The sequence below is a fragment of the Streptomyces sp. NPDC002835 genome, from assembly GCF_053591995.1.
This window is the reverse complement of record NZ_JBSFUW010000016.1, coordinates 108,652-135,036: the sequence shown is the minus strand read 5'-3', so window position 1 is coordinate 135,036 and position 26,385 is coordinate 108,652. Positions and strand designations below refer to the sequence as shown.

The 26,385-nt window shown below is 71.2% G+C and carries 29 protein-coding genes and 2 pseudogenes; 16 read left to right on the top strand and 15 right to left on the bottom strand.

Features of this window, described 5'->3' with window-relative positions:
• The first annotated feature begins 16 nt into the window (after positions 1 to 16).
• The 3 genes from ACWD01_RS19640 to ACWD01_RS19630 all read left to right on the top strand — a co-directional run bounded on the left by ACWD01_RS19640 (position 17) and on the right by ACWD01_RS19630 (position 2,313).
• A complete protein-coding gene (locus ACWD01_RS19640; RefSeq protein WP_451163439.1) occupies positions 17 to 1,057 on the top strand; it encodes a cation diffusion facilitator family transporter in 1,041 nt (346 codons plus the stop codon).
• Positions 1,058 to 1,069: 12 nt separating this feature from the next.
• Positions 1,070 to 1,744, top strand: a complete 675-nt coding sequence (locus ACWD01_RS19635; RefSeq protein WP_451163437.1) for a class I SAM-dependent methyltransferase — start codon at positions 1,070 to 1,072, stop codon at positions 1,742 to 1,744.
• A 341-nt stretch (positions 1,745 to 2,085) separates the two neighbouring features.
• Positions 2,086 to 2,313, top strand: coding sequence for a hypothetical protein (locus tag ACWD01_RS19630; protein ID WP_451163435.1), 228 nt, complete (start codon positions 2,086 to 2,088; stop codon positions 2,311 to 2,313).
• A gap of 403 nt (positions 2,314 to 2,716) precedes the next feature.
• Here the strand turns inward: ACWD01_RS19630 and ACWD01_RS19625 are convergent.
• The 4 genes and pseudogenes from ACWD01_RS19625 to ACWD01_RS19610 form a co-directional block, all read right to left on the bottom strand.
• Positions 2,717 to 2,878 (bottom strand): annotated as a pseudogene (locus tag ACWD01_RS19625) (DNA-binding protein); the annotation flags it as partial.
• 52 nt (positions 2,879 to 2,930) lie between these two features.
• Positions 2,931 to 3,317, bottom strand: a complete 387-nt coding sequence (locus ACWD01_RS19620) for a PIN-like domain-containing protein (RefSeq protein WP_451163433.1) — start codon at positions 3,315 to 3,317, stop codon at positions 2,931 to 2,933.
• Positions 3,307 to 3,963 (bottom strand): DUF433 domain-containing protein, encoded by a 657-nt coding sequence (locus ACWD01_RS19615; RefSeq protein WP_451163431.1) that lies wholly within the window; start codon positions 3,961 to 3,963, stop codon positions 3,307 to 3,309. Before ACWD01_RS19615 ends, ACWD01_RS19620 begins: the two co-directional genes overlap by 11 nt.
• Positions 3,964 to 4,688: 725 nt before the next feature.
• Positions 4,689 to 5,402: pseudogene (locus tag ACWD01_RS19610) on the bottom strand (RNA-guided endonuclease TnpB family protein); the annotation flags it as partial.
• A gap of 27 nt (positions 5,403 to 5,429) precedes the next feature.
• On the opposite strand from ACWD01_RS19610, the gene ACWD01_RS19605 reads away from it, so the two are divergent.
• Entirely contained in the window at positions 5,430 to 6,041 is a 612-nt protein-coding gene (locus tag ACWD01_RS19605; RefSeq protein ID WP_451163429.1) for a hypothetical protein, read from the top strand.
• Positions 6,042 to 6,115: 74 nt separating this feature from the next.
• Here ACWD01_RS19605 and ACWD01_RS19600 read toward each other — a convergent pair whose 3' ends face one another.
• Positions 6,116 to 6,775, bottom strand: coding sequence for a maltokinase N-terminal cap-like domain-containing protein (locus ACWD01_RS19600; RefSeq protein WP_451163427.1), 660 nt, complete (start codon positions 6,773 to 6,775; stop codon positions 6,116 to 6,118).
• Positions 6,776 to 7,051: 276 nt separating this feature from the next.
• Here ACWD01_RS19600 and ACWD01_RS19595 point away from each other — a divergent pair, with 276 nt between their 5' ends.
• A complete protein-coding gene (locus ACWD01_RS19595) occupies positions 7,052 to 7,456 on the top strand; it encodes a VOC family protein (protein ID WP_451163497.1) in 405 nt (134 codons plus the stop codon).
• Between the two features lie 62 nt (positions 7,457 to 7,518).
• Here ACWD01_RS19595 and ACWD01_RS19590 read toward each other — a convergent pair whose 3' ends face one another.
• Positions 7,519 to 8,784, bottom strand: coding sequence for a phytase (locus tag ACWD01_RS19590; RefSeq protein WP_451163495.1), 1,266 nt, complete (start codon positions 8,782 to 8,784; stop codon positions 7,519 to 7,521).
• Between the two features lie 363 nt (positions 8,785 to 9,147).
• On the opposite strand from ACWD01_RS19590, the gene ACWD01_RS19585 reads away from it, so the two are divergent.
• Complete coding sequence (locus tag ACWD01_RS19585) at positions 9,148 to 9,906, top strand: hypothetical protein (protein ID WP_451163425.1); 759 nt, start codon at positions 9,148 to 9,150, stop codon at positions 9,904 to 9,906.
• Between the two features lie 39 nt (positions 9,907 to 9,945).
• Here the strand turns inward: ACWD01_RS19585 and ACWD01_RS19580 are convergent, their stop codons facing one another.
• Complete coding sequence (locus tag ACWD01_RS19580; RefSeq protein WP_451163423.1) at positions 9,946 to 12,348, bottom strand: HAD-IC family P-type ATPase; 2,403 nt, start codon at positions 12,346 to 12,348, stop codon at positions 9,946 to 9,948.
• A 71-nt stretch (positions 12,349 to 12,419) separates the two neighbouring features.
• The gene (locus tag ACWD01_RS19575; RefSeq protein WP_451163421.1) at positions 12,420 to 12,725 is read right to left on the bottom strand and encodes a DUF2530 domain-containing protein; all 306 of its coding nucleotides are present in this window, start codon (positions 12,723 to 12,725) and stop codon (positions 12,420 to 12,422) included.
• A 191-nt stretch (positions 12,726 to 12,916) separates the two neighbouring features.
• Between ACWD01_RS19575 and ACWD01_RS19570 the strand changes: the two genes are divergently transcribed.
• On the top strand, positions 12,917 to 14,371 hold the full coding sequence (locus tag ACWD01_RS19570) for an NCS2 family permease (protein ID WP_451163419.1): 1,455 nt from the start codon (positions 12,917 to 12,919) through the stop codon (positions 14,369 to 14,371).
• Between the two features lie 51 nt (positions 14,372 to 14,422).
• Here the strand turns inward: ACWD01_RS19570 and ACWD01_RS19565 are convergent, their stop codons facing one another.
• Complete coding sequence (locus tag ACWD01_RS19565) at positions 14,423 to 14,605, bottom strand: ribbon-helix-helix protein, CopG family (protein WP_356898393.1); 183 nt, start codon at positions 14,603 to 14,605, stop codon at positions 14,423 to 14,425.
• Between the two features lie 130 nt (positions 14,606 to 14,735).
• Between ACWD01_RS19565 and ACWD01_RS19560 the strand changes: the two genes are divergently transcribed.
• The 3 genes from ACWD01_RS19560 (at position 14,736) to thpR (ending at position 17,438) form a co-directional block, all read left to right on the top strand.
• Positions 14,736 to 15,185, top strand: coding sequence for a MarR family winged helix-turn-helix transcriptional regulator (locus ACWD01_RS19560; protein ID WP_356898392.1), 450 nt, complete (start codon positions 14,736 to 14,738; stop codon positions 15,183 to 15,185).
• 27 nt (positions 15,186 to 15,212) lie between these two features.
• The gene (locus tag ACWD01_RS19555; protein ID WP_451163417.1) at positions 15,213 to 16,562 is read left to right on the top strand and encodes an MFS transporter; all 1,350 of its coding nucleotides are present in this window, start codon (positions 15,213 to 15,215) and stop codon (positions 16,560 to 16,562) included.
• 303 nt (positions 16,563 to 16,865) lie between these two features.
• Complete coding sequence (thpR, locus tag ACWD01_RS19550; RefSeq protein ID WP_451163415.1) at positions 16,866 to 17,438, top strand: RNA 2',3'-cyclic phosphodiesterase; 573 nt, start codon at positions 16,866 to 16,868, stop codon at positions 17,436 to 17,438.
• A 123-nt stretch (positions 17,439 to 17,561) separates the two neighbouring features.
• On the opposite strand, the gene ACWD01_RS19545 is transcribed toward thpR, so the two are convergent.
• The 4 genes from ACWD01_RS19545 to ACWD01_RS19530 all read right to left on the bottom strand — a co-directional run bounded on the left by ACWD01_RS19545 (position 17,562) and on the right by ACWD01_RS19530 (position 21,102).
• Positions 17,562 to 18,551 (bottom strand): aldo/keto reductase, encoded by a 990-nt coding sequence (locus tag ACWD01_RS19545; RefSeq protein ID WP_451163413.1) that lies wholly within the window; start codon positions 18,549 to 18,551, stop codon positions 17,562 to 17,564.
• A gap of 109 nt (positions 18,552 to 18,660) precedes the next feature.
• Entirely contained in the window at positions 18,661 to 19,512 is an 852-nt protein-coding gene (locus tag ACWD01_RS19540; RefSeq protein WP_451163411.1) for an endonuclease I family protein, read from the bottom strand.
• Between the two features lie 369 nt (positions 19,513 to 19,881).
• A complete protein-coding gene (locus ACWD01_RS19535) occupies positions 19,882 to 20,466 on the bottom strand; it encodes a Uma2 family endonuclease (RefSeq protein ID WP_451163409.1) in 585 nt (194 codons plus the stop codon).
• A 90-nt stretch (positions 20,467 to 20,556) separates the two neighbouring features.
• Positions 20,557 to 21,102 carry a MarR family winged helix-turn-helix transcriptional regulator gene (locus tag ACWD01_RS19530; protein ID WP_451163407.1) on the bottom strand — a complete coding sequence of 182 codons (546 nt, stop codon included), beginning with the start codon at positions 21,100 to 21,102 and terminating at the stop codon, positions 20,557 to 20,559.
• A 25-nt stretch (positions 21,103 to 21,127) separates the two neighbouring features.
• On the opposite strand from ACWD01_RS19530, the gene ACWD01_RS19525 reads away from it, so the two are divergent.
• The 3 genes from ACWD01_RS19525 (at position 21,128) to ACWD01_RS19515 (ending at position 22,945) form a co-directional block, all read left to right on the top strand.
• Positions 21,128 to 21,637 (top strand): carboxymuconolactone decarboxylase family protein, encoded by a 510-nt coding sequence (locus ACWD01_RS19525; RefSeq protein ID WP_451163405.1) that lies wholly within the window; start codon positions 21,128 to 21,130, stop codon positions 21,635 to 21,637.
• A gap of 70 nt (positions 21,638 to 21,707) precedes the next feature.
• Positions 21,708 to 22,241: an HAD domain-containing protein gene (locus ACWD01_RS19520; protein ID WP_451163403.1), complete on the top strand. Its 534-nt coding sequence runs from the start codon at positions 21,708 to 21,710 to the stop codon at positions 22,239 to 22,241.
• The gene (locus ACWD01_RS19515) at positions 22,238 to 22,945 is read left to right on the top strand and encodes an alpha/beta fold hydrolase (RefSeq protein WP_451163401.1); all 708 of its coding nucleotides are present in this window, start codon (positions 22,238 to 22,240) and stop codon (positions 22,943 to 22,945) included. Before ACWD01_RS19520 ends, ACWD01_RS19515 begins: the two co-directional genes overlap by 4 nt.
• A 109-nt stretch (positions 22,946 to 23,054) precedes the next feature.
• Here ACWD01_RS19515 and ACWD01_RS19510 read toward each other — a convergent pair whose 3' ends face one another.
• Positions 23,055 to 23,489, bottom strand: coding sequence for a CBS domain-containing protein (locus ACWD01_RS19510; protein WP_451163399.1), 435 nt, complete (start codon positions 23,487 to 23,489; stop codon positions 23,055 to 23,057).
• A gap of 132 nt (positions 23,490 to 23,621) precedes the next feature.
• Between ACWD01_RS19510 and ACWD01_RS19505 the strand changes: the two genes are divergently transcribed.
• The 3 genes from ACWD01_RS19505 to ACWD01_RS19495 all read left to right on the top strand — a co-directional run bounded on the left by ACWD01_RS19505 (position 23,622) and on the right by ACWD01_RS19495 (position 25,529).
• Positions 23,622 to 24,038: an acyl-CoA thioesterase gene (locus ACWD01_RS19505; protein ID WP_356898384.1), complete on the top strand. Its 417-nt coding sequence runs from the start codon at positions 23,622 to 23,624 to the stop codon at positions 24,036 to 24,038.
• Between the two features lie 120 nt (positions 24,039 to 24,158).
• Positions 24,159 to 25,058 carry an alpha/beta fold hydrolase gene (locus ACWD01_RS19500; protein ID WP_451163397.1) on the top strand — a complete coding sequence of 300 codons (900 nt, stop codon included), beginning with the start codon at positions 24,159 to 24,161 and terminating at the stop codon, positions 25,056 to 25,058.
• A 36-nt stretch (positions 25,059 to 25,094) separates the two neighbouring features.
• Positions 25,095 to 25,529, top strand: coding sequence for a DUF6336 family protein (locus tag ACWD01_RS19495; RefSeq protein WP_451163395.1), 435 nt, complete (start codon positions 25,095 to 25,097; stop codon positions 25,527 to 25,529).
• A 38-nt stretch (positions 25,530 to 25,567) separates the two neighbouring features.
• On the opposite strand, the gene ACWD01_RS19490 is transcribed toward ACWD01_RS19495, so the two are convergent.
• Entirely contained in the window at positions 25,568 to 26,317 is a 750-nt protein-coding gene (locus tag ACWD01_RS19490) for a class I SAM-dependent methyltransferase (protein ID WP_451163393.1), read from the bottom strand.
• Between the last annotated feature and the right edge of the window lie 68 nt (positions 26,318 to 26,385).

Genomic DNA, 26,385 nt, shown 5'->3' with positions numbered 1-26,385 from the left:
GTGCCACGGTGGGCGTATGGCGGGCAACCGGCACACTCATCATCACGATCACGATCACGGTGGTGGTCATCACCACCACGGCCGCGGCCGGCTGCTGAGGCGGCCGCACAGTCATGAGGCGAGCGACAAGGTCGACGCGGCGATGGAGACGTCCCGCGAGGGGATGCGCACGCTGTGGATCTCCCTTGTCGTCCTGGGCGCGACCACCGCCGCCCAGGCCGTGATCGTCGCCCTCTCGGGGTCGGTGGCGCTGCTCGGCGACACGGTGCACAACGCGGCCGACGCCCTGACCGCCGTCCCGCTCGGCGTCGCCTTCCTGCTCGGCCGCCGCGCCGCCAACCGCCGCTACACGTACGGCTACGGCCGGGCCGAGGACCTGGCGGGTGTCGTCATCGTGGCCGCCATCGCGGCATCCGCCGGCCTCGCCGCGTACATGGCCGTCGACCGGCTGCTGCACCCCCGCGACATCACCCACCTGTGGGCGGTCTCCGGTGCCGCGCTGGTCGGGTTCGTCGGCAACGAGTGGGTCGCCCGCTACCGCATCCGCACCGGCCGGCGGATCGGCTCCGCGGCGCTCGTCGCGGACGGCCTGCACGCTCGTACGGACGGATTCACCTCGCTGGCCGTCCTGTTGGGCGCGGGCGGCGCCGCGCTGGGCCTTCGGTGGGCGGACCCGGTCGTCGGTCTGCTGATCACGGTCGCCATCCTGCTTGTCCTGAAGGACGCCGCCCGGGAGGTCTGCCGACGCCTGATGGACTCGGTCGACCCGGCCCTCGTCGAAACGGCGGAGCGCGCGCTGCGCAGGGTGGAGGGGGTGCTGGACACGGGGCAGGTGCGGATGCGCTGGATCGGTCACGCCCTGCGCGCGGAGGCGGACATCGTGGTCGCCCCGCATCTGACGGTCGTCCAGGCGCACGCGCTGGCCGTTGCGGCCGAACACGCCCTGATCCACGCCGTACCGCGGATGACGGCGGCCACCGTCCACATCGACCACCGGCCTGTGGGCGGCGACCCGCACGCGGCGCTCGCGCACCACGGCAGTGTCAGTGCCGGGTGACAGGCTCGGAGCATGACCGACTCCGCAGCGATCACCGCGTACTGGGACGCAGCCGCCGCCGACTTCGACGCCGAGCCGGACCACGGCCTCCGGGCGGAGGCGACCCGCGCGGCCTGGTCGCGACGGCTTCTGACGTCCTGGCTGCCGTCCCCTCCGTCGCGTTCCTCGCGTCCGAGCGATGTGCTGGATGTGGGGTGCGGCACCGGTTCGCTCTCCGCTCTGCTGGCGGAGGCCGGACACCGGGTCACGGGGGTGGACCTGTCCCCGCGGATGGCCGACCGGGCCCGCGCCAAGCTGGCGGCGGCCGGTCTGCCGGGCCGCTTCCTGGTGGGCGACGCGGCGGCCCCGCCGACCGGTGACGATCGGTTCGACGCCGTGCTCTCCCGCCACCTCGTCTGGACCCTGCCCGATCTGCATGCCGCCCTCGCCGACTGGGTGAGCCGCATACGCCCCGGCGGCACGCTGATCCTTGTCGAGGGCCGCTGGCGCGAGTCCGGCCAGGCCGGCGTCGAGTACGTGGCGGACGCCGAGACCCTGCCCTGGCACGGCGGCGTCACCGCCGCCGACCTGGCGGCCGCCGTGCGCCCCCTCGTCACGGACCTGCGCGTCGAGCCGCTGACCGACGAACCGGCCCTGTGGGGCGGCCCGGTGACGGACGAGCGGTACGCGCTGATCGCCCGCGTCTGACGTCAATGGCCGCCGGTACATTCCGGTTGATCCATGTCCCGACCCTCAGCGAAATGGACATCTGCCGATATCTCATGCGCGGAACTCCGTTATGGAGCACGTTGGTTGGACATCGTGAAGGACGTGCACGCCAGTTGACCATGTCGTGAAGAAGTATTCACCGTCAGAAGTGGAACCTGGATTGCCGGTTGGGCCATTGGCGTGATCTCATCCTTTGGTGCGGGGGTCGTGCCTGCGATCCCGCTACGGGCGTCAGGCGGCCGTCTGCGCCGGCCTGTTGTCCTTTGACGTGAGTTCGGGTCGACAGTCCCGGCATTTTCCAATGTGAAAAGGGAGAGAAAGTGCGCAACGACTTCACCTCTGTTGAGACCGCCGAGATTTCCGACAGTGAGCTCGACGGCATTTCCGGCGGCATCGCCAGCGCGCACGCCGGCGTCAACGGCTACGGCGCGGGCGTGAGCGTCGGCGACGTCGCCGGCACCGCCCAGTCCGTCGCCTCCGTCGTCCCGGTCGACGCGGTCACCGGCGCGGCGAACGGCCTCGTCTCCGTGCAGACGACGGGTATCTGAGCGACACCTGCGCTCAAAGCCTTCTCGGCCACGAGCATTTGCTCGCCCCGACCGCCAGTAGGCGGACCGCAACGGCGAGACCGGCCTCGGGACACCCAGTCCCGGGGCTTTTCGGGTTGGTGCGGACCCGGAATCCAAGCGCTTTACGCCTCCGCGTGGACGTGGGTAAGGAATTCGCAACCGGAACGGTGTGAGCCTCTTTCCGGGCCAGGCGGCCCGAAGTCTCACTCGACGCGGAGACGCCTTTTGGTGCCCGCGATTGCCGGCGTGCCGTCGGTGAACAGGTGGTTCCGGACCGAGCCGGAGTCGTGCACGGTCCCCAGCGAATGCGCGGTTCCGCCGATCCCTGCCGGTCAGGTCGGCCCGACGTGGACCGGACGGCGCCGGGGGGTGGTGGCGCGGGTCAGATCCTGACCACACGGGCGTGGCTGCCGCACAGCATGAGCAGGTCCTCGGGGTCCGAGGTCAGGACGGTGACGGGCGACGGTGAGGCGAGCGCGGTCGCGGCAACGATGGCGTCGAGCGCGTACTTGTGACCGTGCAGGGCCTTCGCCGGGAGCAGCTTCAGTCGCCATCAGGGGCACTCCCACAATTCCGATGTATCGATCACTTGGCCGTCATGGCCAGGTGCGCTCGATGCGGTCCCGCCGTACGGCATACGCGGCGGGCCCGCCCTTCTCCACGGCCCGGTGGATCGCGTCGCGGTGCGCGTGGAGGCGCTCGACCATCTCGACACTGCGGAGCTGCTGGTTGTCGAGGTAGAAGAGCACCGCACCGCGGTCCAGCACGGGCTGGATCTCCAGGTCGCGGGTCTTGATGCGGCCGTCGTTCGACAGTGGTACCCAGGCGTGGTCGAGCCCGTGGGCGATCCACTTTTCGTCTGGGACGTCCTGCGCGTCCGTCGGGAAGACGTCGGCGATGCAGTGCACCGTCCAGCCGCGTGTCCTCAGTTCCTCCGCGACGCGGCGTCCGAGATTGCGGTCGAGGAAGAACTCAGGCGGCAAGGTGCACCACGGCGTCGCACAGGGAGTCCACCTGCTCGGGGCGCATGTCGAACTCGTAGGCGATGTCCTCGATGGTTTCGCCCGCTTCCCAGAGGTCGGTGACAGCCTTGACCGGGACGCGGTTGGCGGCGATGACCGGGAGGCCGCGGCCGAAACGCGGGTCGATGACGACGGGGACGGAGTCCGGGTACTGCCGCAGCCGCAGGCTCGAGGGGAAGTCGTCGTCCGCGTCCCAGGTCAGATAGCGGAGGTACTCGGACACGACTTCCTGAATGGGTGCCTGGCCGTCGCGGGCCCTGCGCAGGTCCCCGAGGCCGTGCTCTACGAAGATGTCGACGCCATCGGTGGCGATCCGCTTGGAGACGAGTCCGTACGGGGTGTCGAAGGCGTTCCGTACTGCGGCCGCCGCTTCCCTGATCTCGCTCATGCGCAGGCTGAGGGAGCGCAGAGACCGCAGAACATGTGCCTCGGCCACCGCGATGAACGGCACCGACGGCTGACCCTTGCGTGTGGGCTCCACCTGATGCACCAGTGGCGCGTCGGCGGCGGTGCTCTTGAGCCAGGAGGTGAGGGTCGAGGACGGAATCTCCAGGTACGAGGATGTTTCCGTGGGCGTGAGAAGCCCGTCGGTGAATCTGTCGACCATGATCCGCCACCTCCCGCTGCCGTCGGATTCCGCATCGTCGCACAACCAGGTTTGCACCCGGGGAGCGGCGGCACACGCTCTGTTCAGCACGCCGCCGCCAGGTGGGGCTCGGGCGGTGGGCAGTCGCGGCAGTGGTCCGGCTCGGGGCCGCGGAAGGCGCGTTCGCAGCCGTCGCAGGTCTGCCAGGGGACGGTGGCCGGGGCCGCGGGGCGGTCCGGGAGGAGTGGGGGAGTTCGCGGAGGCGGTACGCCAGGATGCGGGCCGGGCGGGCCCGCAAGGGGTCCGGCAGGCGGGCCGTGAGGTGGGCGGTGATGTCCTCCGGGCTGACGCCCTGGTCCAGCCACTGGGTGACCGCCGGGGCCAGCCGGTCGGTCTCGCGGCGGGACAGGATCAGCCGGCGGTCGGTGATGCGCAGCGACGCGAGGATCACGGTCGCGCGCGGGTCTGGTGCGGGGTCGGAGTCGGGGTCGGGGGCGGGGTGAGGGACCGGGTCGGGCGCGGGTACGGACACGGGCGGTGGCGACGGCGGGAGCGGGGGCTCCGGGTCTTCGTCTGCTGACGACGTGGGTCCTCGCCCCCAGTTGCGCCTGCGTCAGACCGGCGATCAGGCGCAGTCTGCGGACCTGTGAGCCGAAGAGGGCCGCCATCGACGCCTCGGGCTCAATTGCTTTGTCCATGGGCTCACTTCCGTTCCTCACGGCTTGCGGTTTGACGTGCTCCCTGGCCTAAAGTCCAGGGATTCCGGTCTGGGTCGTCTGACCCTTCCGGGGGCTTCCTGCTTCACCGCGCTGTGCGGGCACGTGTGCCCGTCTTACCGGCGCTCCACAGGCGTTTGGCGTCTCCACCCGTCCGGTGGCGACGATTCGACGTCGTTCGAAGAGGACGTTACGGGCCGCGTTGTGGTCGCGGTCGTGCACGGTGGCGCACTCGCTGCACGTCCACTCGCGGACATGCAGGGGCTTGGGGCCGTCCCGGAATCCGCAGACCGAGCAGACCTGAGATGACGGGAAGGCGCGGTCCACCTTGGCGAAGGTGCGGCCGTGCAGAGCCGCCTTGTACTCCAGCATGCCGACGAACGCGGACCATCCCGCGTCGTACACGGACTTGGCGAGCCGGGTGCGGCCGAGGCCGGACACCGCGAGGTCTTCCACGTACACCGCTTGGTTGTCGCGAATGATCTGTGTGGAAGCCTTGTGGTGCCAGTCCCGGCGCCGGTCCGCCACCTTGGCGTGCTGGCGTGCGACCTTGATCCGGGCCTTGGCCCGGTTCTTCGATCCCTTGGCCTTGCGGGACAGCTCCCGCTGAAGGCGCTTGAGTTTCTTCTCGGCCCGGCGCAGGAAGCGGGGGCTGTCGATCTTCCTGCCGTCGGACAGGACGGCGAAGGCGGACAGGCCGAGGTCGATACCGGACTCCGCTTCCGCCTCGGGCGGAGGTTGCGGTCGGGGCAGCCGGAGGAGGGGGCGCGCGTGGGGTCTGGGCTGGAGCTTGAACACGCCGGCGCCGGTGTGACGTTGGCGCCGGTCGGTGACCCGGTCGATCTGCTGGCCTGCCTGGGAGTGGAGAGCCCGGAACGGCTGGACGACGTGGCGGAGGCGTTGCGGGAGCATGCCGACCGTGCGTTGGTGATGGAGTCCTGGCCACCGCAGGGGCGGATGCCGCCGATGCTGGCCGCGTCCGGTCCGGCGGGCGGCTGGTCGGTCGCTGTGCAGGTGTCCGGGATCCTCGGCTGGGAAGGCTGCAGGACGAGCCGGCTGGGAGAGATGGCCGAACGCTACGGGTTCGTGTGCTCCGCCTACTTCGACGCCGACGACGCGAAGCTCTACGTCGCCGAGCGGGGCGGGCTTCTGGGCGAGCTGGACGTGGTCAACGGGCTGCGCCGCGGCACGGTGGGCGGCGCGGCCGGTGAACGGCTGACACAGGCCGGGTTCGACCTGGCGGGTGTGCCGGGGATGGCGGCGGGACTGCGGGAGCTTCTTTCGTACGAGCGCCTGGGCGTGGCGCTTGCCGCGGTCACCGGATACAGCCTCGATGACTGTGTCGCGTGCGAGGAGTGGCTCGGCGGCCTCGGGCGGCGATGAGGCAGTACGGGCCCGACGGCGCCCCGCAGCCTGCTCCGGACTGCGGGGCATCGCCCGGTATGCAGAGGCCGACGTCAGCGGGGCGGCGTGAGCGTGAAGAAACGGGCTCGGTGCTCGGTGCCGTCCGGGAGGTGCCACGGGGCGGTGATGTGGCCCTGGGGCGCGGTGTCGGGCGCGGCCTCGTCCGTGGGGCGCAGGACCCGCGTCACCTGGAGCGCCAGGGGCCCGGGGCCCAGCGTCACGGTCGTGCCGGCGGGCCCGTCGGTGACGTCTCCCGGGGCGATGCCCGACGGGAGGCCGGGGCCGGCGAAGTGGGCCGCGACGGACGGGTCCGGAGTGTCCGACTGGCTCTGGGCCTGCGCCTTGGCGTGGCCCTGTACAAGCGCCAGCAACTGCGCGACGACCACCGGGTCGTGGACGCCGTCGTACACCCAGCGCTTGCCGAGTACGCCGTGTTCGGCGGTGCCGACGAGCGTCGTTTCGTCCGCTCCGTCGAGCGGCGCGGCGCGGTAGGAGACGGGTACGTGGTACGCGACGGGCTCGTCGCCGGACGCGTCCGTGACCACCATGAACTCGATGCCCACCTCGCCCTGCGGGTCGTCGAGCCGGAATCCGCCGGCCTTGGCGAGGTCCGGTGCGTGTCCCGTGCCGAGGTACCAGGGCCGCGAGGGGAGCCAGGCCGCGAGGAGCTCCAGCTTGTCGGGCGACATTGTTGTCCTGTGGATGACAGCCATGTCCGGTGAACTCCCTCTGCGCGTGATCGGTTCCGCACGGTAGGCCGTCCGTGCGCCCCGGGGCCACGGCCGGAAGTCGATTGCCGCTCTCCGCGGCGGCCGTTAGGGTCGGTCGGGTGACTGCCGGGTCGGCCATGGGCCATGCACGAGTGAGGCGCCCGGCCTCGGCGTGAGCGCGAGGCGGGCCAGGGGCCCGCCGTTCCCTCTTCAGCTCCGACCAGTTCCTCGCGCATGCGCGGGAGGACCCGAGACGACACCCTGGAGAGTCACTTCACCATGCCGCACGAGCAGTCCGTCACCACCGTCCAGCTCAACCACACCGCCGTGTTCGCCAAGGACCGGCGGTTGTCGGCCGAGTTCATCGCCACGATCCTCGGCCTCGACGTCGGAGCGCCGTTCGGGCCGTTCCTGCCGGTCGACCTCGGCAACGGCGTGACGCTCGACTACTACGAGATGAAAGACGAGCCGATCCAGCCGCAGCACTACGCGTTCCAGGTGCCCGACGACCAGTTCGACGCCATGATCGCCCGGCTGGAGGCGGTGGGCGTCACGTACTTCGCCGATCCGAACCACACAGAGCCGGGCGCGATCAACCGCCTCTTCGGCGGCCGGGGCGCCTACTTCGACGACCCGTCCGGCCACAACATGGAGATCATGACCCGGCCCTACGCCCGGCCGTAGGGGCGTGCCGCGCAGGGGGGCGACCCCCTGCGCGGCACCGAACGCGGCGGCGGCCCCGATGCCTAGTCGACGGCGTCCAGCACGTCGTCCAGGTCGACGAACTTGAAGCCGGTGGCCTCGCGTTCGCCGTCCTCGGGGGCGTCGTGCCCGTCCTGGACGACGAGCAGACCGTTCGGGTACTTGCGGCCGAGCGGGGCGTTCAGCACGGCCGCGCCGTCGCACTCCTCGGAGCCGTCCAGCGCCGGCGAGGCGGCGGTGACGCGGAAGCCGCCCTCGTACTCGTTGTCGTCCTCCAGCTCACGGTCGTAGAGGGCGAAGGAGTTGTCGCCCTGGCCGGAGGCCAGCACATAGCCGTCACCGTCGTCCTCGGTGAGGAGCGTGAGGCCCTCGACGTCGGCGGAGAGGTGCTTGCCGCCGTAGCCGGGGTCGGCGCCCGGCGTGCACTCCTCGGTCTCCTCGTCGTACGTGCCGGGGATGCCGTACTCGCGGACCTTGTCGACGAGGACGGGCTTGCCCCGCAGGTCGGCCGGGAGGCGCCAGATGCCGACGTCCTCCTGGCCGGCGTAGAGGATGCCGTTCGCCGGGTCGACGACCATGCCCTCGACCTGGGGGAGTTCGCCCGGCTCGTCGCACGGCGTCCAGGACGTGCCGTTCGGGAGGCGGAAGGCGGACGGCAGGTCGATGGTGCGGACCTTGCGGTAGCCGACCGTGCCGCCCGGGCCGGGCGTGATCTCCAGCAGGGCGACGGACGTCCGGTTGCGCCGGCTGGTGAGCGCGTAGGAGCGGCCCGTCGAAGGGTCGGTCCAGGAGGCGAGGCCGTAGACCGTGTTCTGATCGTTGATCTCGTCCTGGCCGGAGGAGAAGACGGGCGCGGCCGCCGGGTCGGTGACGTCGGCGAGCGGGCCGCCGGGCCGGTCGCGGTCGATGCGGTAGAAGCGGAGCCGGTCGTTGCCGCGGTCGCTGACCACGGCGAGGTCGGCGCGCCCGGCTCCGAGCCGTACGCCCTGGAGCAGGTCGACGTTGTTGAAGCGGCCGGGGGCGTCGTCGTCCGTGGCGGGAGCCGGGGCGGCGATCGACTGGACCTGGCGGGCGTCGAGGTCGTAGACGCGCAGGCCGCCTTCCTTGGCCGTGGCGACGACCAGGCTGCGCCCGGGGGCGGCGGCGTTGCGCCAGATCGCGGGGTCGTCGGCGTTGGCGTTGCCGCCCTCCTCGTCGTCGTACAGCGTGGCCGTCTCGGCCCGCGGCTGGACGGTGGGAAGGCCGGCCCGGTCCTTGCTGTCCGCTTGGGCGGGCACGGCCGCGACGATCGCGGCGAGGGCGGTGCCCATGACGAGGGCGGCGGGGCGCAGGGGGTGGCGCGTGGTCACATGTGCTCCTTGATGTCGCGTGCATGACGCTTCGCTCGGCAGAGAACCTTTGCCGCGCTCGGTGGGTCAGGCGTGCCGATCGCATGCTGGCAGGGTGAAATGAGGACGGCCGGACCGTTAACTCGGCTCCCGCGGCCAGGGGTTGGGCAGCCCGGCCGCCGGGCGGACCGGGGGACGCAGGGGCGGACCCAGGGGAGGGTCGGGCGGCCTTCGCGGTGGTCGGTTGATATGACTGCCTGAGTACTTCTAATGATGAATTAGGCCATTTCGGCGATCGGTCGTCGGGCCAGGTGTCCCCCGCCGTACAGAATCGTTGACTCGCGCGTGGAACCACGTGATTTTTGGGAGAGGAACTCGGTCCTGGCTGAGGCGTTCTGCAGCAGCGACGACAAGGTTCGGCAGGCGCGCGCGATCCTGGAGGAGGCGCATGCGGACCGGGCCCGTACGCTCGCCGCGTTCGCCGTCACGGTCGGCAGTGACGGCGCGGTCGCCGATCTGATGGGACTGAACGCGAGAGAGGTCCGAGTAGCCCGCAGAACCGTCGGCAAGGCCGATGCCCGCAGTGTCGCCGATCGGATTCTGACCGTACGGCCGGAGCACCGGCCGGAGCACCGGCCGGAGCACCGGCCGGCGGCGCCCGCGCAGGAGGACGAGCCCGTGCCGCAGGACGTCCCGCTTCCCCATCCACGCGTGGAGGTGGCGGTGCAGCCCAGCACGCCCGCTCCACCGGTCCAGCCGGCCCAGCCCGTCGCGCCCGCCCCGCCGCCCGAGCCGGTGGTGGCGCGGCCCGTGGACGACTCGGTGGTCTGGTCGGACGGCATGGACTTCGTCCTCCAATGGAGCTGGCAGTCCGGCCTGGACCTCCAGACGGTCGCGGAAGAACTGGGCCTCAGCCCGCGGACGCTGCTGCTGCGAGCCCAGTACCTCGCCGCCGAGGGCCGGCTGTCGCCGAGGACCGGGGACGGCGAGTCGACGCAGCCGGGCCGCCACCGCCGGAACGACGACATGGTCTACACACCGGTTCCCGACAACATCGAGGGCCTCTACCACTCACCCGCGCCCCACGACTGGGCCCACGCCTGACGGCCGGGCGGCGGTCGGGGGACGGCCGGGCGGGCGGCGCTACGCGGGGAAGCGCCGCCCGACCACCCGCCACGACAGCTCCAGCAGCGCCGCCGCCACCGCCGCGATCACCACGCCCGTCCACGGCATCGTCGTGCCCACCAGCTTCAGCGCGAAGAAGTCCTGCAGCCACGGCACCGTCAGCACCAGCAGGAAGCCCAGCCCCATCGTCGCCACCAGCCCGATCCGCCACCACGTGTACGGGCGGGCGATGATCGCCAGGACCCACATCGCCACCAGGAACAGCGTCAGCGTCGCCACGCTCGTCTCGGCGGCCAGTGAGCCGGGGCCGCTGTAGTACGAGCGGGCCAGCAGATACGCGCTGAACGTCGCCGTCGCCGCGATGACGCCGGCGGGGATCGCGTACCGCATCACCCGCCGTACGAAGTGCGGCTTGGCGCGCTCCTTGTTGGGGGCCAGCGCCAGGAAGAAGGCCGGGACGCCGATGGTGAGGGTGGAGAGCAGCGTCAGGTGGCGGGGGAGAAAGGGATACTCGACCTGGCTGCAGACCACCAGGATCGCCAGCAGCACCGAGTAGACCGTCTTCGTCAGGAAGAGGGTCGCGACGCGCGTGATGTTGCCGATGACCCGGCGGCCCTCCGCGACCACCGACGGCAGCGTCGCGAAGCTGTTGTTCAGCAGGACGATCTGCGCCACGGCCTTGGTCGCCTCCGAGCCCGACCCCATCGCCACGCCGATGTCCGCGTCCTTCAGCGCCAGGACGTCGTTGACGCCGTCGCCGGTCATCGCCACCGTGTGGCCGCGGGACTGGAGCGCGCCGACCATGTCGCGCTTCTGCCGCGGACTGACGCGGCCGAAGACCGCGGCCCCGTCCAGCTCCGCGCCCATCGCCTCGCGCTCGGCCGGCAGTCCGCGCGCGTCGAGCGTCGAGCCGGCGCCCGGCAGGCCGAGCTTGGCCGCGACCGCGCCGACGGCGACCGCGTTGTCGCCCGAGAGGACCTTCGCGGCGACGTCCTGGTCCGCGAAGTAGCGCAGGGTGTCGGCCGCGTCGGGGCGCAGCCGCTGTTCGAGGACGACCAGGGCGGCGGCCGACTTCTCGGCAGGCGCGTCGAGGGAGCCCTCGGCCCGTGCGAGCAGCAGTACCCGCAGTCCCTGCCGGTTGAGCTCGTCGACCTCCGCGAGGGACGGATTCCCGGCGGGCAGCAGCACATCGGGTGCGCCGAGCAGCCACGTCGTACGTCTGCCGTCACCGTCCGCGAGGGTCGCGCCGCTGTACTTGCGGGCGGAGGAGAAGGGGAGGGCGGCGGTGCAGCGGTGGCCGCCGCCGTCCGGGTAGGCGGTGACGACGGCCTGGAGCGAGGCGTTCGGCCGCGGGTCGGACGCGCCGAGCGCGCCGAGGACCGCCCGTACGTGCTGCTCGTCCGCCCCGTCCAGCAGCCGCAGCTCGGTGACGTCCATGCCGCCCTCGGTGAGGGTGCCGGTCTTGTCGAGGCAGACGACGTCGACCCGGGCGAGGCCCTCGATGGCGGGCAGCTCCTGCACCAGGCACTGCTTGCGGCCGAGGCGGATCACGCCGATCGCGAAGGCGACCGAGGTGAGCAGGACCAGCCCCTCGGGGATCATCGGCACGATGCCGCCGACGGTCCGCGCGACCGAGTCCTTGAAGTTGTTGTCCTTGGCGACGAGCTGGCTGATGATCAGGCCAATCGCGGTCGGGACCATCATCCAGGTCACGTACTTGAGGATCGTGGAGATCCCGGAGCGCAGCTCGGAGTGGACGAGCGTGAAGCGGGACGCCTCCTCGGCGAGCTGCGCCGCGTACGCCTCGCGTCCGACCTTCGTCGCGGTGAAGACGCCGCCGCCCGCGACCACGAAACTCCCGGACATCACCGGGTCGCCGGGCTGCTTGAGGACGGGGTCGGCCTCGCCGGTCAGCAGCGACTCGTCGACCTCGAGGCTGTCCGCCTCCACGATCTCGCCGTCGACGACGACCTTGTCACCGGGGCCGAGTTCGACGAGGTCGCCGAGGACGATCTCGGACGTGCTGATCGCGGTGGCGACGCCGTCCCGCCGTACCCTCGGCTTCGCCTCGCCGATGACCGCGAGGGAGTCGAGCGTCTTCTTGGCGCGCAGCTCCTGGACGATGCCGATGCCGGTGTTGGCGATGATCACGAAGCCGAAGAGGCTGTCCTGGATGGGCGCGACGAAGAACATGATCACCCACAGCACGCCGATGATGGCGTTGAAGCGGGTGAGGACGTTGGCGCGGACGATGTCGACGGCGGAGCGGGAGCTGCGTACGGGTACGTCGTTGACCTCGCCGCGCGCGACCCGTTCCGCGACCTCGGCGGAGGTCAGACCGGTGGGCCGGCGGCCGACGCCGTGGTTCACGAGGGGGCCGTGCTCCGGTCCGTCGGCTGCTGTGTCCGCCCGCTGGGTCATGGTTCGACGTTACGGCGGCGTGTGCCGGACCACCGCCCGAAGCGGCGGAGGATCAGGCCGGGGGAGGACGCTCAGGCGGACGTCGCGCCCGGCTCCTGGTGGCCCGGCCCGGCGTCCTGGGACGACGCCTTTTCGGCCGCCGCGCGCTTGAGCGCCGCGTCGCGGCCCCGTACGTACCAGATGCCGATGAGCCCGAGACCCGCGCCGGCCAGGCAGGTCCACACCCACCACGTCAGGTCGCGGTCGGCGAACCAGCCGTAGAAGGGGACCTGGACGAGGAACATCACGAACCAGAGGATCGTGCCGCCGGTGATGGTGGCGACGATCGGCCCCTCAAGGGGTTCGGGTGCCTCGTGCCGTGGGATCCACTTCGCCATGGGCACAGTGTAGGTCCGGGTCCGGGCGGCTCTCATGGGTCGGTGTCGAAGGCGTCACCGCAAGGGTCTACGCGCGGAGATACCGATCTTCCCCTTATATGTTCATACTGAACGAGTTTGCGTCCGACCGGTTTCGTTCGTATGAACCTCTAAGAGCCGGCCGCCCCACACCCCCTCACGAGGTCCTCCGCATGTCCCCCACGGCCACCGCCAAGGTCGACGCCCCCGGCCTGCCGCCCACACCCCCGCAGGCCGCCGGCGGCCTGGACCGCTTCTTCAAGATCTCGGAGCGCGGCTCCACGGTCGTCCGCGAGGTCAGGGGCGGCTTCGCCACCTTCTTCGCGATGGCGTACATCCTTGTCCTGAATCCGATCATTCTCGGCAGCGCCAAGGACATGTACGGGCATCAGCTCGACGGCGGCCAGCTCGTCACGGCCACCGTGCTGACGGCGGCCTTCTCCACGCTGCTGATGGGCGTCATCGGCAACGTCCCGATCGCGCTCGCGGCCGGCCTCGGCGTGAACACGGTCGTCGCGCTCCAGCTCGCGCCCCAGATGGCCTGGGCCGACGCCATGGGCATGGTCGTCATCGCCGGCGCCGTGGTGGTGCTGCTGGTGGCCACCGGACTGCGCGAGCGCGTGATGAACGCCGTGCCGCTCGGCCTCCGCAAGGCCATCGCGATCGGTATCGGCCTGTTCATCATGCTCATCGGCCTGGTGGACTCGGGCTTCGTCACCCGCATCCCCGACGCCGCCCACACCACCGTCCCGCTCCAGCTCGGCACCGGCGGTCATCTGCTCGGCTGGCCGGTCCTGATCTTCGCCCTCGGCACGCTGCTCACCCTCGCGCTGATCATCCGCAAGGTGCCGGGCGCGATCCTCATCTCGATCGTCGTGATGACGGTCCTCGCGATGGTCGTCCACGCCGTCGCCGACGTCGAGTCCTGGGGGCTGACCACGCCCGAGTGGCCCGGCAACCCGGTCTCCTCCCCGGACTTCGGGCTGCTCTTCGAGGTCAGCCTCTTCGGCGGCTTCCAGAAGGTCGGCCTGCTGACCGGCGTCCTGTTCGTCTTCACCGTGCTGCTGTCCTGCTTCTTCGACGCGATGGGCACGATCCTCGCCGTCGGCGACGAGGCGAAGCTGATGGACAAGGACGGCGACTACCCGGGCATCAACAGGGTGCTCGTCGTGGACGGCATCGCCGTCGCCGCGGGCGGCGCCGCCTCCTGCTCCGCCAACACCTGCTTCGTGGAGTCCACGGCAGGTGTCGGCGAGGGCGCCCGTACGGGCCTGTCGTCGGTGGTCACCGGTGGGCTGTTCTCGCTGGCGCTGTTCCTCACGCCGCTCGCCACGATGGTCCCCTCCCAGGCGGCGACGCCCGCCCTGGTGGCGGTCGGCTTCCTGATCCTGGCCGGGTCGATCAAGGACATCGACTGGAGCGACTACACGATCGCCGCGCCCGCGTTCCTGGCGCTGGTGATGATGCCGTTCACGTACTCGATCACCCACGGCATCGGCATCGGTTTCATCACCTTCAGCGCGCTGCGGCTCGCGGCGGGGCGCGGGCGCGAGGTGCCCGCCGCGATGTACGCCGTGTCGGCGGTGTTCGTCTTCTACTACGCGATGCCGGCGCTGGGGCTCACGTAGCCGGCTGCGGCGTACCGGGCGGGCGTCGTCGAGGCGGCGTCGTCGGCGTCGTCAGGTGACGCCGTAGAACTTCTCCGTCTCGTCGACGGCCGCCTTGAAGCGCTCGTCGAAGTCGTCGCGAATGAGCGTCCGGACCACATAGTCCTGGACGCTCATTTGCCGTTTCGCCGCATGCTGCCGGATCCGGTCGAGCAACTCACCGTCCATCCGCAGGCTGAGCACTGTCGATCCCATGCGCTCAGGGTCGTCGTACTTCGGCCGCGCAGGCGTCACTTTCGGGATGCGTCTCACTCATACGGGTGACACATGCATCTTCCCCGTAACCGACTATGTTTAGGTCGGCTAATGAGTTACGCTAATAAACATGCCTGACCTGTCCCACGGTACTGACGCCGCAGATGTCGCCGCCGTGAACTCCCTGCGCTCGGCCGTCATGCGGCTGGGCCGCCGTCTGAAGCATCAGCGCGTCGACGAGACGCTGAGCCCGACCGAGATGTCGGTGCTCGGCACCCTCGCGCGCTGCGGCACCGCCACACCCGGCGAGCTGGCCCGCAAGGAGCATGTGCAGCCGCCGTCGATGACCAGGATCGTCGCGTTGCTCGAGGCCAAGGGACTGGTCCGGCTCGAGCCGCACCCGGACGACCGCCGGCAGAAGGTGGTCACCCAGACCGAACGGGCCGAGACCATGCTCGAGGACTCCCGCCGCAAGCGGAACGCCTGGCTGGCCACGCTCGCCGAGGGTCTGGACGATGAGGAGTGGGCGAAGCTGCGCGCGGCCGCCCCCGTCCTGGAGAAGCTCGCGCACCTGCCATGACCGCCGACGCCGAGGAGGCGAACTCTTTTGAGTACGGGATCCGGAGCAGACTCCGCCCCCGCACCGACCGACCCCGACACCCTGTCCGCCCGACCTGCCCGTAAGCAGAGCATGTTCAGCTCGCTGAGGATCCGTAACTACCGGCTCTTCGCGACAGGACAGGTCGTCTCCAACACCGGCACCTGGATGCAGCGCATCGCCCAGGACTGGCTGGTGCTCAGCCTGACCGGATCAGCGTCCGCCGTCGGCATCACCATCGCGCTGCAGTTCCTCCCCATGCTTCTCTTCGGCCTGTACGGCGGGGTGCTCGCGGACCGGCTGCCCAAGCGGCGGCTGCTGCTCGCCACCCAGTGCGCGATGGGCCTCACCGGCCTGGCGCTCGCCGTGCTCACGCTCAGCGGACACGTCCAGGTCTGGCACGTCTACCTGACGGCGTTCCTGCTCGGCCTCGTCACCGTCGTCGACAACCCGGCGCGGCAGTCGTTCGTCGCCGAAATGGTCGGCCCCGAGCAGCTGCGCAACGCCGTCTCGCTGAACTCCGCGAACTTCCAGTCCGCGCGGCTCGTCGGACCCGCGGTCGCGGGTGTGCTGATCACCGCGGTCGGCAGTGGGTACGCGTTCCTGCTCAACGGCCTGTCGTTCCTCGCGCCCATCGCCGGGCTGCTGATGATGCGCACCGGCGAGCTCTACAAGGTCGAGCGCGCCCCGCGGGGGAAGGGGCAGCTCCGCGAGGGCCTGCGATACGTGGCGGGCCGGCCCGAGCTGATCTGGCCGATCGTCCTCGTCGGCTTCATCGGCACGTTCGGCTTCAACTTCCCGATCTGGCTCTCCGCGTTCGTCGACGACGTCTTCCACGGCGACGCGGGCACGTACGGCCTGCTCAACACCTTGATGGCGGCCGGCTCCCTGGCCGGCGCCCTGCTCGCCGCCCGGCGCGGCACGTCGCGGCTGCGGCTGCTCGTCGGCGCGGCGGTGCTCTTCGGAGTGCTGGAGATCGTGACGGCCTTCGCGCCGACGTTCTGGATCTTCGCGGTGATGATGGTCCCGATCGGCATGTTCGGCCTGACCGTCAACGTCACGGCGAACTCCAGCATCCAGATGGCGACGGACCCGCTGATGCGGGGCCGCGTCATGAGCCTGTTCATGATGGTCTTCACCGGCGGCACACCGGTGGGCGCGCCGCTCGTCGGCTGGGTCACGGACACGTACGGCGCCCGCATCGGCTTCGCGGCGGGCGGCGCGGTGGCCGCGGTGGCCGCGGCCGGCGTCGGCGTGATGCTGGCGCGGGTCGGCGGGCTGCGGCTGTCGGTGGGGTGGCACGGCGGGCATCCGCGGGTGCGGTTCGTGGAGCGGGAGCGGTTGGTGACGGCGGCGTAGGGCTCCGCGTGGGGTCCGCCGAACCGGGCTCTGCCCGGGCCCGCGCCTCAAACGCCGGCGGGGCTGGATGTGCCCGGCCGGGCTGGTTTGCCGCGCAGCGGCATTTCCAGCCCGGCCTGGGGGTGCTCCCCCTACGCCTGGCGGCGTGGGAGGTGCCCCCACCCACGGCCGCCAGGCCGTAGGGGGAGATTGAGGCCACCGCGCGAAGCGCGGTACGGGGTCCGGGGCTTGCCCCGGTCTCGGGAAGGGGCGAGGTGGGGAACAAGCTCCGCGCAGCGGGGGCCGGACCGGCAGACTGGGGGAATGAGACTCTTCGCCGCCGTACTGCCCCCACCCGCGGCCGTCGACGAACTCGCCACCCAGGTCGCAGCCCTGAAGCGGCTCCCCGATGCCGACACCCTGCGGTGGACCGGTCACGAAGGGTGGCACTTCACGCTCGCGTTCATGGGGGAGGTCGGCGCCGAGGTCGTGCCCGACCTCGTTGCGCGGCTGGGGCGCGCCGCGCATCGGACCGCGCCGTTCGGGTTGCGGCTGCACCAGGGCGGGCGGTTCGGGCATCGCGCGCTGTGGGTCGGGGCGGCGGGCGGGATCGAGACGATGCGGCTGCTGGCCGAGCGCGCGGACGCCGCCGCCCGCCGCGCCGGCGTCGGGATGGAGGAGCACCGCCGCTACCAGGCGCATCTCACCGTGGCCCGTACCCGCGAGCCCGCCACCGACCTCCGCCCGTACGTGGACGCGCTGGGCGCCTTCGAGGGCACGCCCTGGCAGGTGGGGGAGCTCGCGCTGGTCCGCAGCAATCTGCCGGTCAGCGGTGTGCCGGGCGAACAGCCGCGGTACGAAGTGGCCGGTTCCTGGCCGCTCGGCGGTGCGGGTTAACCTCGTGGGGTGAAGACCAAGACAAGAAATCAGATCATGGCCGGCGCGCTGGTGCTCATGTTCGTGATCGTCGCGGTGGCGGCCGCGCTGGGCCAGTAGCCCCCGCGACCGCCACCGCAGCCGTCACCAGGCGAAGGCCTCCGGCGAGGGGCCGGGCCCCGGGAAGATCTCGTCCAGGCCCGTGAGCACCTCCTCGGAGAGCTCCAGCTCGACCGCCCGCAGCGCGGACGCGAGCTGGTCCGCGGTGCGCGGGCCGACGATCGGGCCGGTGACGCCCGGACGCGTCAGCAGCCACGCCAGCGCCGCCTCGCCAGGCTCGAGACCGTGCTTGTCGAGCAGGTCCTCGTACGCCTGCACCTGCTCGCGGACGGAGCTGTTGGCGAGTGCGTCGGCGGAGCGTCCCGACGCCCGGCGCTTGCCCGCGTTCTCCTTCTTGATCACGCCGCCGAGCAGACCGCCGTGCAGCGGCGACCACGGGATGACCCCGAGACCGTAGTCCTGCGCGGCGGGGATGACCTCCATCTCCGCGCGGCGCTCGGCCAGGTTGTAGAGGCACTGCTCGCTGACCAGTCCGTACGAGCCGAGGCGGCGTGCCGTCTCGTTGGCCTTGGCGATGCCCCAGCCGGGGAAGTTGGAGGAGCCCGCGTAGAGGATCTTGCCCTGCTGGATCAGGACGTCCATCGCCTGCCAGATCTCCTCGAAGGGAGTGCGGCGGTCGATGTGGTGGAACTGGTACAGATCGATGTAGTCGGTCTGCAGCCGCTTCAGCGACGCGTCCACCGCGCGGCGGATGTTGAGGGCGGAGAGCCGGTCGTGGTTGGGCCACGGGTCCCCGTCGCCGGCCATGTTGCCGTAGAGCTTCGTCGCGAGGACGACCTTGTCGCGACGGGCCGGGTCGCCGGCGAACCAGGAGCCGATGATCTCCTCGGTGCGGCCCTTGTTCTCGCCCCAGCCGTAGACGTTGGCGGTGTCGAAGAAGTTGATGCCCGCGCCGAGCGCGGCGCTCATGATGGTGTGGCTTTCGGCCTCGTCGGTCTGAGGCCCGAAGTTCATCGTCCCGAGGACGATGCGGCTGACCTTGAGTCCCGTGCGTCCGAGCTGCGTGTACTTCATGAGGTCATAGCCAACGCCTTCGAGTCCGCTCGAAGCAAGGGCATTCGGGGGCGGGGCGCGTGCCTCCCGCGGCGGGCGGCCGCGGGAGGCGGGAGAAGCGCGTCGCGGCCTACCAGATGGCCTCGACCCACTCCGGGTGGTCGATGAACGGGTTCCGGTTGTGCTGGTACCGGTCGTAGATGACCTGGTTGCGGCGCTGCTCGAAGGCGTCCGGCGGGTCCTCCTGGTTCCACTGCTTGAGTACGGACAGCCGGCCGATGTAGGGCTGGGAGCCGTTGCTCACGCGGTCGTTCGGCTCGAGGTCGGCCCAGCCGTCGTTGCCCTCGTAGCGCACGGCCATGTAGAGGATCATGCGGGCGACGTCGCCCTTGACCGCGTCGCGGGGCTCGAAGGAGTCGGAGTCGGTGTAGTTGCCGGGCGCGCCGGAGACCGCGCTGCCGCCGTTGTCGAAGTCCTTGTTGCCGCGTATGGAGTTGACCCGTACGTCGGACGGGCGGAGGTGGTGGATGTCGGTGCCGGGGCCGGTCGAGGTGCCGAAGTCGCCGTGGGACTTGGCCCAGACGTGCTCGCGGTTCCAGTCGCCGATGTCGCCGCCGTTGCTGGTCTTGCTCTGGGATCGACCCGCGTAGATGAGTATGACGTTGGAGGAGTTGTTCGGGTCCTCGTCCGTGTTCCTGAGGGCGTCCCAGACCTGGGAGTAGCTCAGTTTGGACTGGTCGCTGATGATCGTGTGCAGTGCGTCCTTGAGCGCCGGGCCGGTCTTGCCGAGCGCGCCCTGGTAGTAGGTGTCGTCCAGGGTGGCGGCGTAACGATTCGCCGGGGCCTCGTGGTTGGCGGCGGAACGATTCGCCGCGGTCTCGTGGGTGGCGGCGGGGGCCGTGGTCGCCACGCAGGTCAGGGCCAGTCCGGCGGCCAGACCGAGCAGCACGGACCTGGGGGCGGGCGTACGGAGTCGAAGCATGTGGGGGTTCCCTGCTTCCGGGCGCACCCGCGCCCCCAAGGGATCGGCAGGTGAACTGCCCGGCGCGCGGGTGGCGTTCGATGAGGACGTCGAAAAGCATTCCAGCGCGACGGGGAGGTGGGGTGAACATGCCAAGACGGTTGTGTGTACGTCGTCATCTCGCCCTGCCCGGGCCGGAAACAGTGTCAGGGCCGGACGCATGCGGATGCGTCCGGCCCTGACGGCCCTGCCTGCGGTGTGTTCCGGGGTCCTGCGGGGCGATCTCGCCGCCCCGGCCCCGGTGGCCGCTCCGCGCCGGACCGACGTGGTTGGCCGGTGATCGGGGCGACGAGCAGGCGATTCAGGGGTGAACGCCGACCGGGGCGGAGGTCACTCGTGGGGGAAGTCCGCCGTGGAGAGGGTGAGACCGACGGGGGTCTTGGTGAGGTCGACGTCCTTGCCGAAGGTCACGATGGTCTCGGACGTGTAGTCACCGTCGGCCGGGTCCGTGTAGACGTGGCACTTGCGCTGGTACGGGTCCGCGACGAGGTAGACGGGGACGCCGGCGGTGGCGTACGCGGTCTTCTTGGGGCCGTAGTCGTTCTGCCCGGTGCCCTTGGAGATGACCTCGGCCACGAACTCGACGTCCTGGTGGCGCAGGCGCCCGTCGGCGGGGTCGCTTGCGCCTTCCTTCAGCACCGTGACATCGCTGGCGTAGCCGTTGAGGTTGCCCGGATAGTCGATGCGTACGTCTGACTTCACCTGTCGGCGGGCGTACTTGGCCCGCAACTGTTCGATGATGTCCAGGATGATTTCCCAGTGGTTCTGCCGCTGCGGCGACATGAAGACGGCCCCCTCGACGATCTCGACCTTGAATCCTTCGGGGGCGGACTCGAGCCACTGGAACATCTCGTCCAGGGTGCGTGCGTCGCTGTTCTCGGCCATCTCGATCCTGCGCTCGTCCAAGGCGGTCATCGTGGCGCTCCTCCCCGGCTGCGTGAGAGACGCATGCAGCCGCGCAGTACAACGATACGCACGGTGACCGGTCACGGCGCCGGAACGGCGTCACGCGCCGCCCAGCCAGCCCGCCGCGTCCAGGTGGAAGTTCTCCGGCGGGGTGACCGTGCGCAGGGCGGATTCGAGGTCGCGCAGGCGGTCGGGACCGATCGCCCGGGCCCATTCCGTACGGAGTGAGTCGAAGATCGCGGCCGAGCGGGTCAGGGCGTCCAGGCCGTGCGGGGTGAGGCGGATCAGCTTGCGGCGGGCGTCGGCCGGGTCGTCCGCGCGCTCCGCGTAACCGAGGGCGAGCAGGCGGTCGGCGGTCTTGCCGGCGGCCTGCTTCGAGACGCCGAGGCGGCGGCCGAGGTCGCTGGCGGTGGCGCCGTCCGTGCCGATGGCCTGCATGGCGAAGCCGTAGGCGGGGCGGACGTCGGGGTGGCCCTGGCGGGCGAGTTCGGCGTGCAGCCGGTCGACGAGCGAGCGGAACCCGGCGAAGAGGAGCAGGGGCAGCTCGTATCCGGGCGCGTCACCGGTCTCGCCCGGCTCGCCGGGAAGCGCCTTGCGGGATTCGACAACCTGGTTTACGTTTTCGGCGTCGGATTCGTCAACCATGTTGTCCATTGTAGGAGCCGCCCCCATGTTCGCCGAACACACCCTGGAGTCGGCGCCGCCCGCCTCCCGCCGCGCCATGGCGTCCACCGTCGAGCGGCTCGGGCATCTGCCGCCCGCCGTCGCCAGGCTGGCCACCTCCCCGCATCTGCTGGACGGGTTCCTCAGGCTGAGCGCCGCCTTCGAGGCGACGACGCTCGACCCGGTGGCCCGGGAGGTGGTCGTGATGACGGTCGCCACCCGCAACGAGTGCCATGTGTGCGCGGCCATGCACACCGGCAAGCTGCGCGCGCTCGGCGCGGCCGACGAACTGATCACCGCGCTGTGCGAGCAGCGCGCGCTTCACGACGAACGGCTGGAAGCGGTACGGCAGTTCACCCTGGAGGTGTTCCGTACGTCCGGCGCCGTCGGCGACGCGGAACTGCGCGCCTTCCTCGCGCACGGTTTCACCCCGCAGAACGCGCTGGAGGTCGTCATGGGCATCGGTACGTACACGATGTCGACGCTCGCCAACCGCCTGACGCGCGCCGGTCTCTGAGGCGGGGCGGCCTCCGAGGCGGGGCGGATACGGCCTTCGTGAGGCCGCCGTGCGCGGTTAGCCTGCGGAGGTGACCAGTTCCGCGGCGCGTCCGCTGCTCTTCCTCGACGTGGACGGGCCGATCATCCCGTTCGGCGGGGCGCGCTATCAGGCCGGGGGCCCCGTCCACGGGGAGCCCTGCGGGCCCGGCGAGAACCCGCCGCTGTCCCGGATCGACCCCGCCCTCGGCCCCCGGCTGGCGGCCCTGCCGTGCGACCTGGTCTGGGCGACGACGTGGATGGCCGACGCGAACGAGTGCCTCGCGCCGAGGCTCGGTCTGCCGCCGCTGCCCGTGGTGGACTGGCCCGAGCCGTCCGACACGGACGCGCGGGACGCACGCGCCGGGCTGCACTGGAAGACCCGTACTCTCGTCGACCACGCGGCCGGACGCCCCTTCGCCTGGGTCGACGACGAGGTCACCGGCGCCGACCGGGCCTGGGTCCGCGCACACCACCCGGGTCCTGCCCTGCTCCGTCGCGTGGACGCACGGCACGGGCTGACGGACGCGGACTTCGCCGCTCTCGGGGCGTGGCTGTCAGACCCCTCGGCTACGTTTTCGGCATGACGGAATTCGTGTTGGTGGCCGGGGCGTGGCTCGGAGCGTGGGCGTGGGACGACGTGGTGCCGAAGCTGCGTGCGGCGGGCCACGGGGCGCACGCGTTGACGCTGTCGGGTCTCGCGGAGAAGCAGGGTGTGCCCGCCGGGCAGCAGACCCATGTGCGGGACATCGTGGACGCGGTCGAGCGGCTGGATCTGCGTGACGTCGTCCTGGTCGGCCACAGCTACTCGGGCATCCCCGTGGGCCAGGCCGCGGAGCGGATAGGCGACCGGCTGTCGCGCGTCGTCTTCGTCGACTCCGACGTGCCGGTCGACGGCCGGTCGTTCGCCTCCGGCTGGTGGCAGGGCCCGCCCGCGCTGGAGGCCGCGATCACGGCCAACGGCGGTTTCTGGGCTCCGGCGACGGCCGCCGAGTGCGACGGGCAGGACCTCACCGACGAGCACATAGCCCGTTTCCTGGGCGGTGCGACGCCCCACCCGGGCGCCACGCTCACCGAGCCCGCCGTGCTGTCGGGTCCGCTCGGCGCGCTGCCGGCGACGTACGTCAAGTGCCTGCTCGACGGCCCGGAACCGACGGACGTCGTGGCCGGGCTGCTGACCGGCGAGAACTGGCGGCTGGTCGAGCTGGACACCGGCCACTGGCCGATGTTCTCCCGGCCCGACGCCCTCGCCGCGATACTCCTCGACGCGGCGGCGGAGTCGTCGAGCTAGCGGCTCAGGGGCTCAGGGGCTCAGTGGCGCTGGGCGCGTCACCGCACCCCTTCGGGTGGGGCGCGGTGACGCGAGTCGTACGACGCGGCGGTGCCGTACGTGGGTGGTGTCACGCCTCCGCGTACACGCGGGTCGCGAACTCCGCGATCTGCTGGTCGCTGAGGTTCTTGGCGACGTTCGCCTCGGTGATCATGCCCACCAGGCGGTGGCCGCCGGCCACGTCGATCACCGGCAGGCGCTTGATGTGGTGGTTCTCCATGGTCTCCAGGACCTCGGAGGCGTCCGCCTCCGCGTCGATCCAGTGCAGCTCGCCGCCCAGCGAACCCGCCTGGACCTCCGCCGGGTTGATCCCTTCGGCGCAGCAGGTGATGACGATGTCCCGGTCGGTGACCAGGCCCGTGAGCCTGTTGTTGTCACCGCAGATGGGCAGCGCGCCCACCTCCAGGTCCCGCATCATTTTGGCCGCCTCATGGAGCGACTGATGCGCGCCCACGCACTGGACGCCGCTGGTCATGATGTCCTTGGCTCGCAGCTCTCCGGCCATGAGTCCTCCCCTCGCGGGAATGTGCATGCATCCGACGCCACCACGAGTGCCCCGTCGTCGCCGTCCGAAAAGCCGGAACCGCCGGCCGTTCCCGGCGGGAATGCCGGACAGCACTGTGACGTTGCCGTGGGCATGACTTTCTTCGCCGACGTGACCGTGCGGGGCTACGAGCTCGACACGCAGGGCCATCTGAACCAGGCCGTCTATCTCCAGTACGCCGAGCACGCGCGCTGGGAACTGCTGCGCGCCGCCGGTCTGCCGCAGGAGAAGCTGCTCGCCAGCGGGGTGGGCCCGGTCGCGCTCGAGACGACGGTCAAGTTCCTGCGCGAGCTGCGCGGCGGCGACGCGGTGCGGGTGACCTGCCGGTTCGTCTACGGGGAGGGCAAGACCTTCACGGTCGAGCAGCAGATCGTCAAGGACGACGGCACGGTCGCCGCGGAGGTCTCCGGAGTGGCGGGCATGCTCGACCTCTCGACCCGCAGGCTCATCGCCGACCCGCGCGCACACCTGGCCGCCCTGGCCGACAACCCGGACCTGCTCACCGGCTGACGCGCCTCTCCACCGCACCGGCCCGACCCTCGATCCAAAGGGCCGCGCAGATACGGAACCGATCACCTCGCAGATTCGTTGGCGCAAGCGCCGGGCGCTGATCTGCTGGAGGGGGAAGTCGTGGACGACGCGGTTGCGGAGGCTGTCGGGGCACTGGTGCCCGGTGGCGCGTTACGAGGCGAACTGGACCGCTACGGGCGGACGTTGCGCTGGATCGAGGCGGGCAAGGGCGGTCCGACCGTCGTGCTCGACGCGGCTAGCGGTACGCCGTCGCTGACATGGGCCCCGGTGCTGTCACCGATCGCCCGCTGCACCAGGGTGATCGCGTACGACCGGGCGGGGCTCGGCGGGAGCGACCCGGTCCACCGGCTCACACTCGACTCGGCCGTCGAGGACCTGACCGCGCTCCTGGCCCGGGTCGGCGACGGCCCGTGCGTACTGGTCGGCAACAGCTGGGGCGGCCTGCTCGCCCAGCTCGTGGCGTGGGCCGAACCGGACCTGTTGGCGGGCATGGTGCTGCTGGACCCGGCGCACGAGGACTTCCAGCCGTGGCTGGGCCGGGTCGCCGAGGGGATGCAGGCGCGCCAGCTCGCGGCCCGTACGGCGCTCCGCCTCACCGGCCGCTCCCGGCACCGGCGCGCCGCGCGCGAGGCGGCCCGCACGACCGACGACCCGCGCGTACGGGAGCTGATGGCCGCCGCGTGGCTGGCGTCCTCCGGCGGCAGACAGCAGGTCCGCTCCGCCGCCGCCGAGAACCGGATGATCACCGAGGCGGCCCCCGAGATCCGCCGCCGCCGCGCCGCGTCGCGCCTGCCGGACGTACCCGTGACGGTCCTGAGCGCGAGCCGGGGCATGCCGGACGGCATGCGCCGCCGCTGGACCGACCTCCAGAAGTCCGTCGCCCTGTCCGCACCGGCCGGCGACCACGCCGTGGTCCCGGCGGCGGACCACCACATCCACAGCAGCCGACCGGACGTGGTCACCCAGGCGGTGCTCGGCGTCCTGGGGAGGGCGGGGTAGCCCGCCGTCCGCGGGCCGCGTTGCTACCGTTCGTCGGTGACACGGGGGGTGGCCATGGGCAGGGTGAGCAGAGGCAAGGACGGCGTACTCGAGCCGCGGCTGCGGCTGGGCGGAGTCGTGGCGCGCGGGGCGGCGTACGGCGCGGGGGCGGCGGTCTGCGTGGCCGTCGCCGCGTTCGTCTTCCAGGAGCACGACGACCGTGTCGACCTCCTGGAAGCGACCACCTTTCTGGGGCTGGTGACCGGCGCGGTCTGCCTGTTGACCGGGCTGTTCTTCTGGGCCTGCAGCCTGGGGGACATCCTGCGCTGGCGCGACTTCCTCACGACGACATCTCCCCACGACGTCGCCTCGATCGCCGCCCCGTCCCTGGTCCGCGCCGGCGTCCTCCTGCTGGTCCCGGTCCCGGTCGCCTTCGTCCTGGGCGAACTCGTCGCATCGGCCGCCCGCGGCTCCTGGCTGTGGGGCGCCTGACCCGACGCGGAACGCCGGGTTTCAGCCGGTCCGGCGCCTCACACCCGGCGGGCCTCGATCAGGAGGCGGTTGGAGTGGGCCACGAAGGGGCCGTGGCGGTCGATGAAGTCGTGGAGGGACGCCAGGCGGTCGCGGTAGGCGGTGACCGTGAAGCCGGGGACGATCCAGATCACCTTGCGGAGGAAGTGGACGACCGCCGCGATGTCGTGGAACTCCATCCGCAGCGCCTCCTGGCGCAGTTCGGTGACCTCCAGGCCGGCCGCCTCCGCGTCCGCGACGGTCGTCGTGGGGCTGCGGGACGGGTCGACGGGCTGGGGGCCCATCAGGTAGTCGGTCAGTTCGCGGACCGAGCCGTCTCCCACGGCCTGTGAGAAGTACGTGCCCTCCGGGCGCAGTACGCGGCGGATCTCGTCCCAGCGGGTGGTGACCGGGTGACGGCTCACGACCAGGTCGAAATGGGCGGAGGGGAACGGCAGATCGGCGTCGTCGGCGACGCCGACGACCGTCGCGCCGAACTTGGCCAGGTTGCGGCGGGCGATCTCCAGGTTCGGCGGCCAGGACTCCGTCGCCGCGAGGACGGGCGGCGCGGCCGGGATCGAGGCGAGGACCTCGCCGCCACCGGTCTGGATGTCCAGCGCGGCCTCCGCCTTCGCCATGCGCTCGGCGAGCAGCTTCGCGTAACCCCAGGACGGGCGCTGCTCGGTGGCGCGGCCGGCGAACCAGGAGAAGTCCCAGCCCTCGGTGGGGACGGCTTCGCCCTCGGCGAGGAGTTCTTCGAACGTGGCCATGAGGAAAGGGTCGCAGGCGGGGCGTGGTGCGCGCACCGGGAATTCCGCCGACGCTCCGGGCGGTCGGG

Coding starts and splice junctions, on each gene's coding strand:
- ACWD01_RS19540 (WP_451163411.1), bottom strand. CDS start 19,512: ATGCTTCGACTCCGTACGCCCGCCCCCAGGTCCGTGCTGCTCGGTCTG.
- ACWD01_RS19615 (WP_451163431.1), bottom strand. CDS start 3,963: ATGGTCGACAGATTCACCGACGGGCTTCTCACGCCCACGGAAACATCC.
- ACWD01_RS19590 (WP_451163495.1), bottom strand. CDS start 8,784: ATGGGCACCGCCCTCGCCGCGATCGTCGCGGCCGTGCCCGCCCAAGCG.
- ACWD01_RS19560 (WP_356898392.1), top strand. CDS start 14,736: ATGCCTGACCTGTCCCACGGTACTGACGCCGCAGATGTCGCCGCCGTG.
- ACWD01_RS19565 (WP_356898393.1), bottom strand. CDS start 14,605: ATGGGATCGACAGTGCTCAGCCTGCGGATGGACGGTGAGTTGCTCGAC.
- ACWD01_RS19595 (WP_451163497.1), top strand. CDS start 7,052: ATGCCGCACGAGCAGTCCGTCACCACCGTCCAGCTCAACCACACCGCC.
- ACWD01_RS19570 (WP_451163419.1), top strand. CDS start 12,917: ATGTCCCCCACGGCCACCGCCAAGGTCGACGCCCCCGGCCTGCCGCCC.
- thpR (WP_451163415.1), top strand. CDS start 16,866: ATGAGACTCTTCGCCGCCGTACTGCCCCCACCCGCGGCCGTCGACGAA.
- ACWD01_RS19515 (WP_451163401.1), top strand. CDS start 22,238: ATGACGGAATTCGTGTTGGTGGCCGGGGCGTGGCTCGGAGCGTGGGCG.
- ACWD01_RS19525 (WP_451163405.1), top strand. CDS start 21,128: ATGTTCGCCGAACACACCCTGGAGTCGGCGCCGCCCGCCTCCCGCCGC.
- ACWD01_RS19600 (WP_451163427.1), bottom strand. CDS start 6,775: ATGGCTGTCATCCACAGGACAACAATGTCGCCCGACAAGCTGGAGCTC.
- ACWD01_RS19510 (WP_451163399.1), bottom strand. CDS start 23,489: ATGGCCGGAGAGCTGCGAGCCAAGGACATCATGACCAGCGGCGTCCAG.
- ACWD01_RS19505 (WP_356898384.1), top strand. CDS start 23,622: ATGACTTTCTTCGCCGACGTGACCGTGCGGGGCTACGAGCTCGACACG.
- ACWD01_RS19640 (WP_451163439.1), top strand. CDS start 17: ATGGCGGGCAACCGGCACACTCATCATCACGATCACGATCACGGTGGT.
- ACWD01_RS19535 (WP_451163409.1), bottom strand. CDS start 20,466: ATGACCGCCTTGGACGAGCGCAGGATCGAGATGGCCGAGAACAGCGAC.
- ACWD01_RS19575 (WP_451163421.1), bottom strand. CDS start 12,725: ATGGCGAAGTGGATCCCACGGCACGAGGCACCCGAACCCCTTGAGGGG.
- ACWD01_RS19490 (WP_451163393.1), bottom strand. CDS start 26,317: ATGGCCACGTTCGAAGAACTCCTCGCCGAGGGCGAAGCCGTCCCCACC.
- ACWD01_RS19580 (WP_451163423.1), bottom strand. CDS start 12,348: ATGACCCAGCGGGCGGACACAGCAGCCGACGGACCGGAGCACGGCCCC.
- ACWD01_RS19545 (WP_451163413.1), bottom strand. CDS start 18,551: ATGAAGTACACGCAGCTCGGACGCACGGGACTCAAGGTCAGCCGCATC.
- ACWD01_RS19635 (WP_451163437.1), top strand. CDS start 1,070: ATGACCGACTCCGCAGCGATCACCGCGTACTGGGACGCAGCCGCCGCC.
- ACWD01_RS19530 (WP_451163407.1), bottom strand. CDS start 21,102: ATGGTTGACGAATCCGACGCCGAAAACGTAAACCAGGTTGTCGAATCC.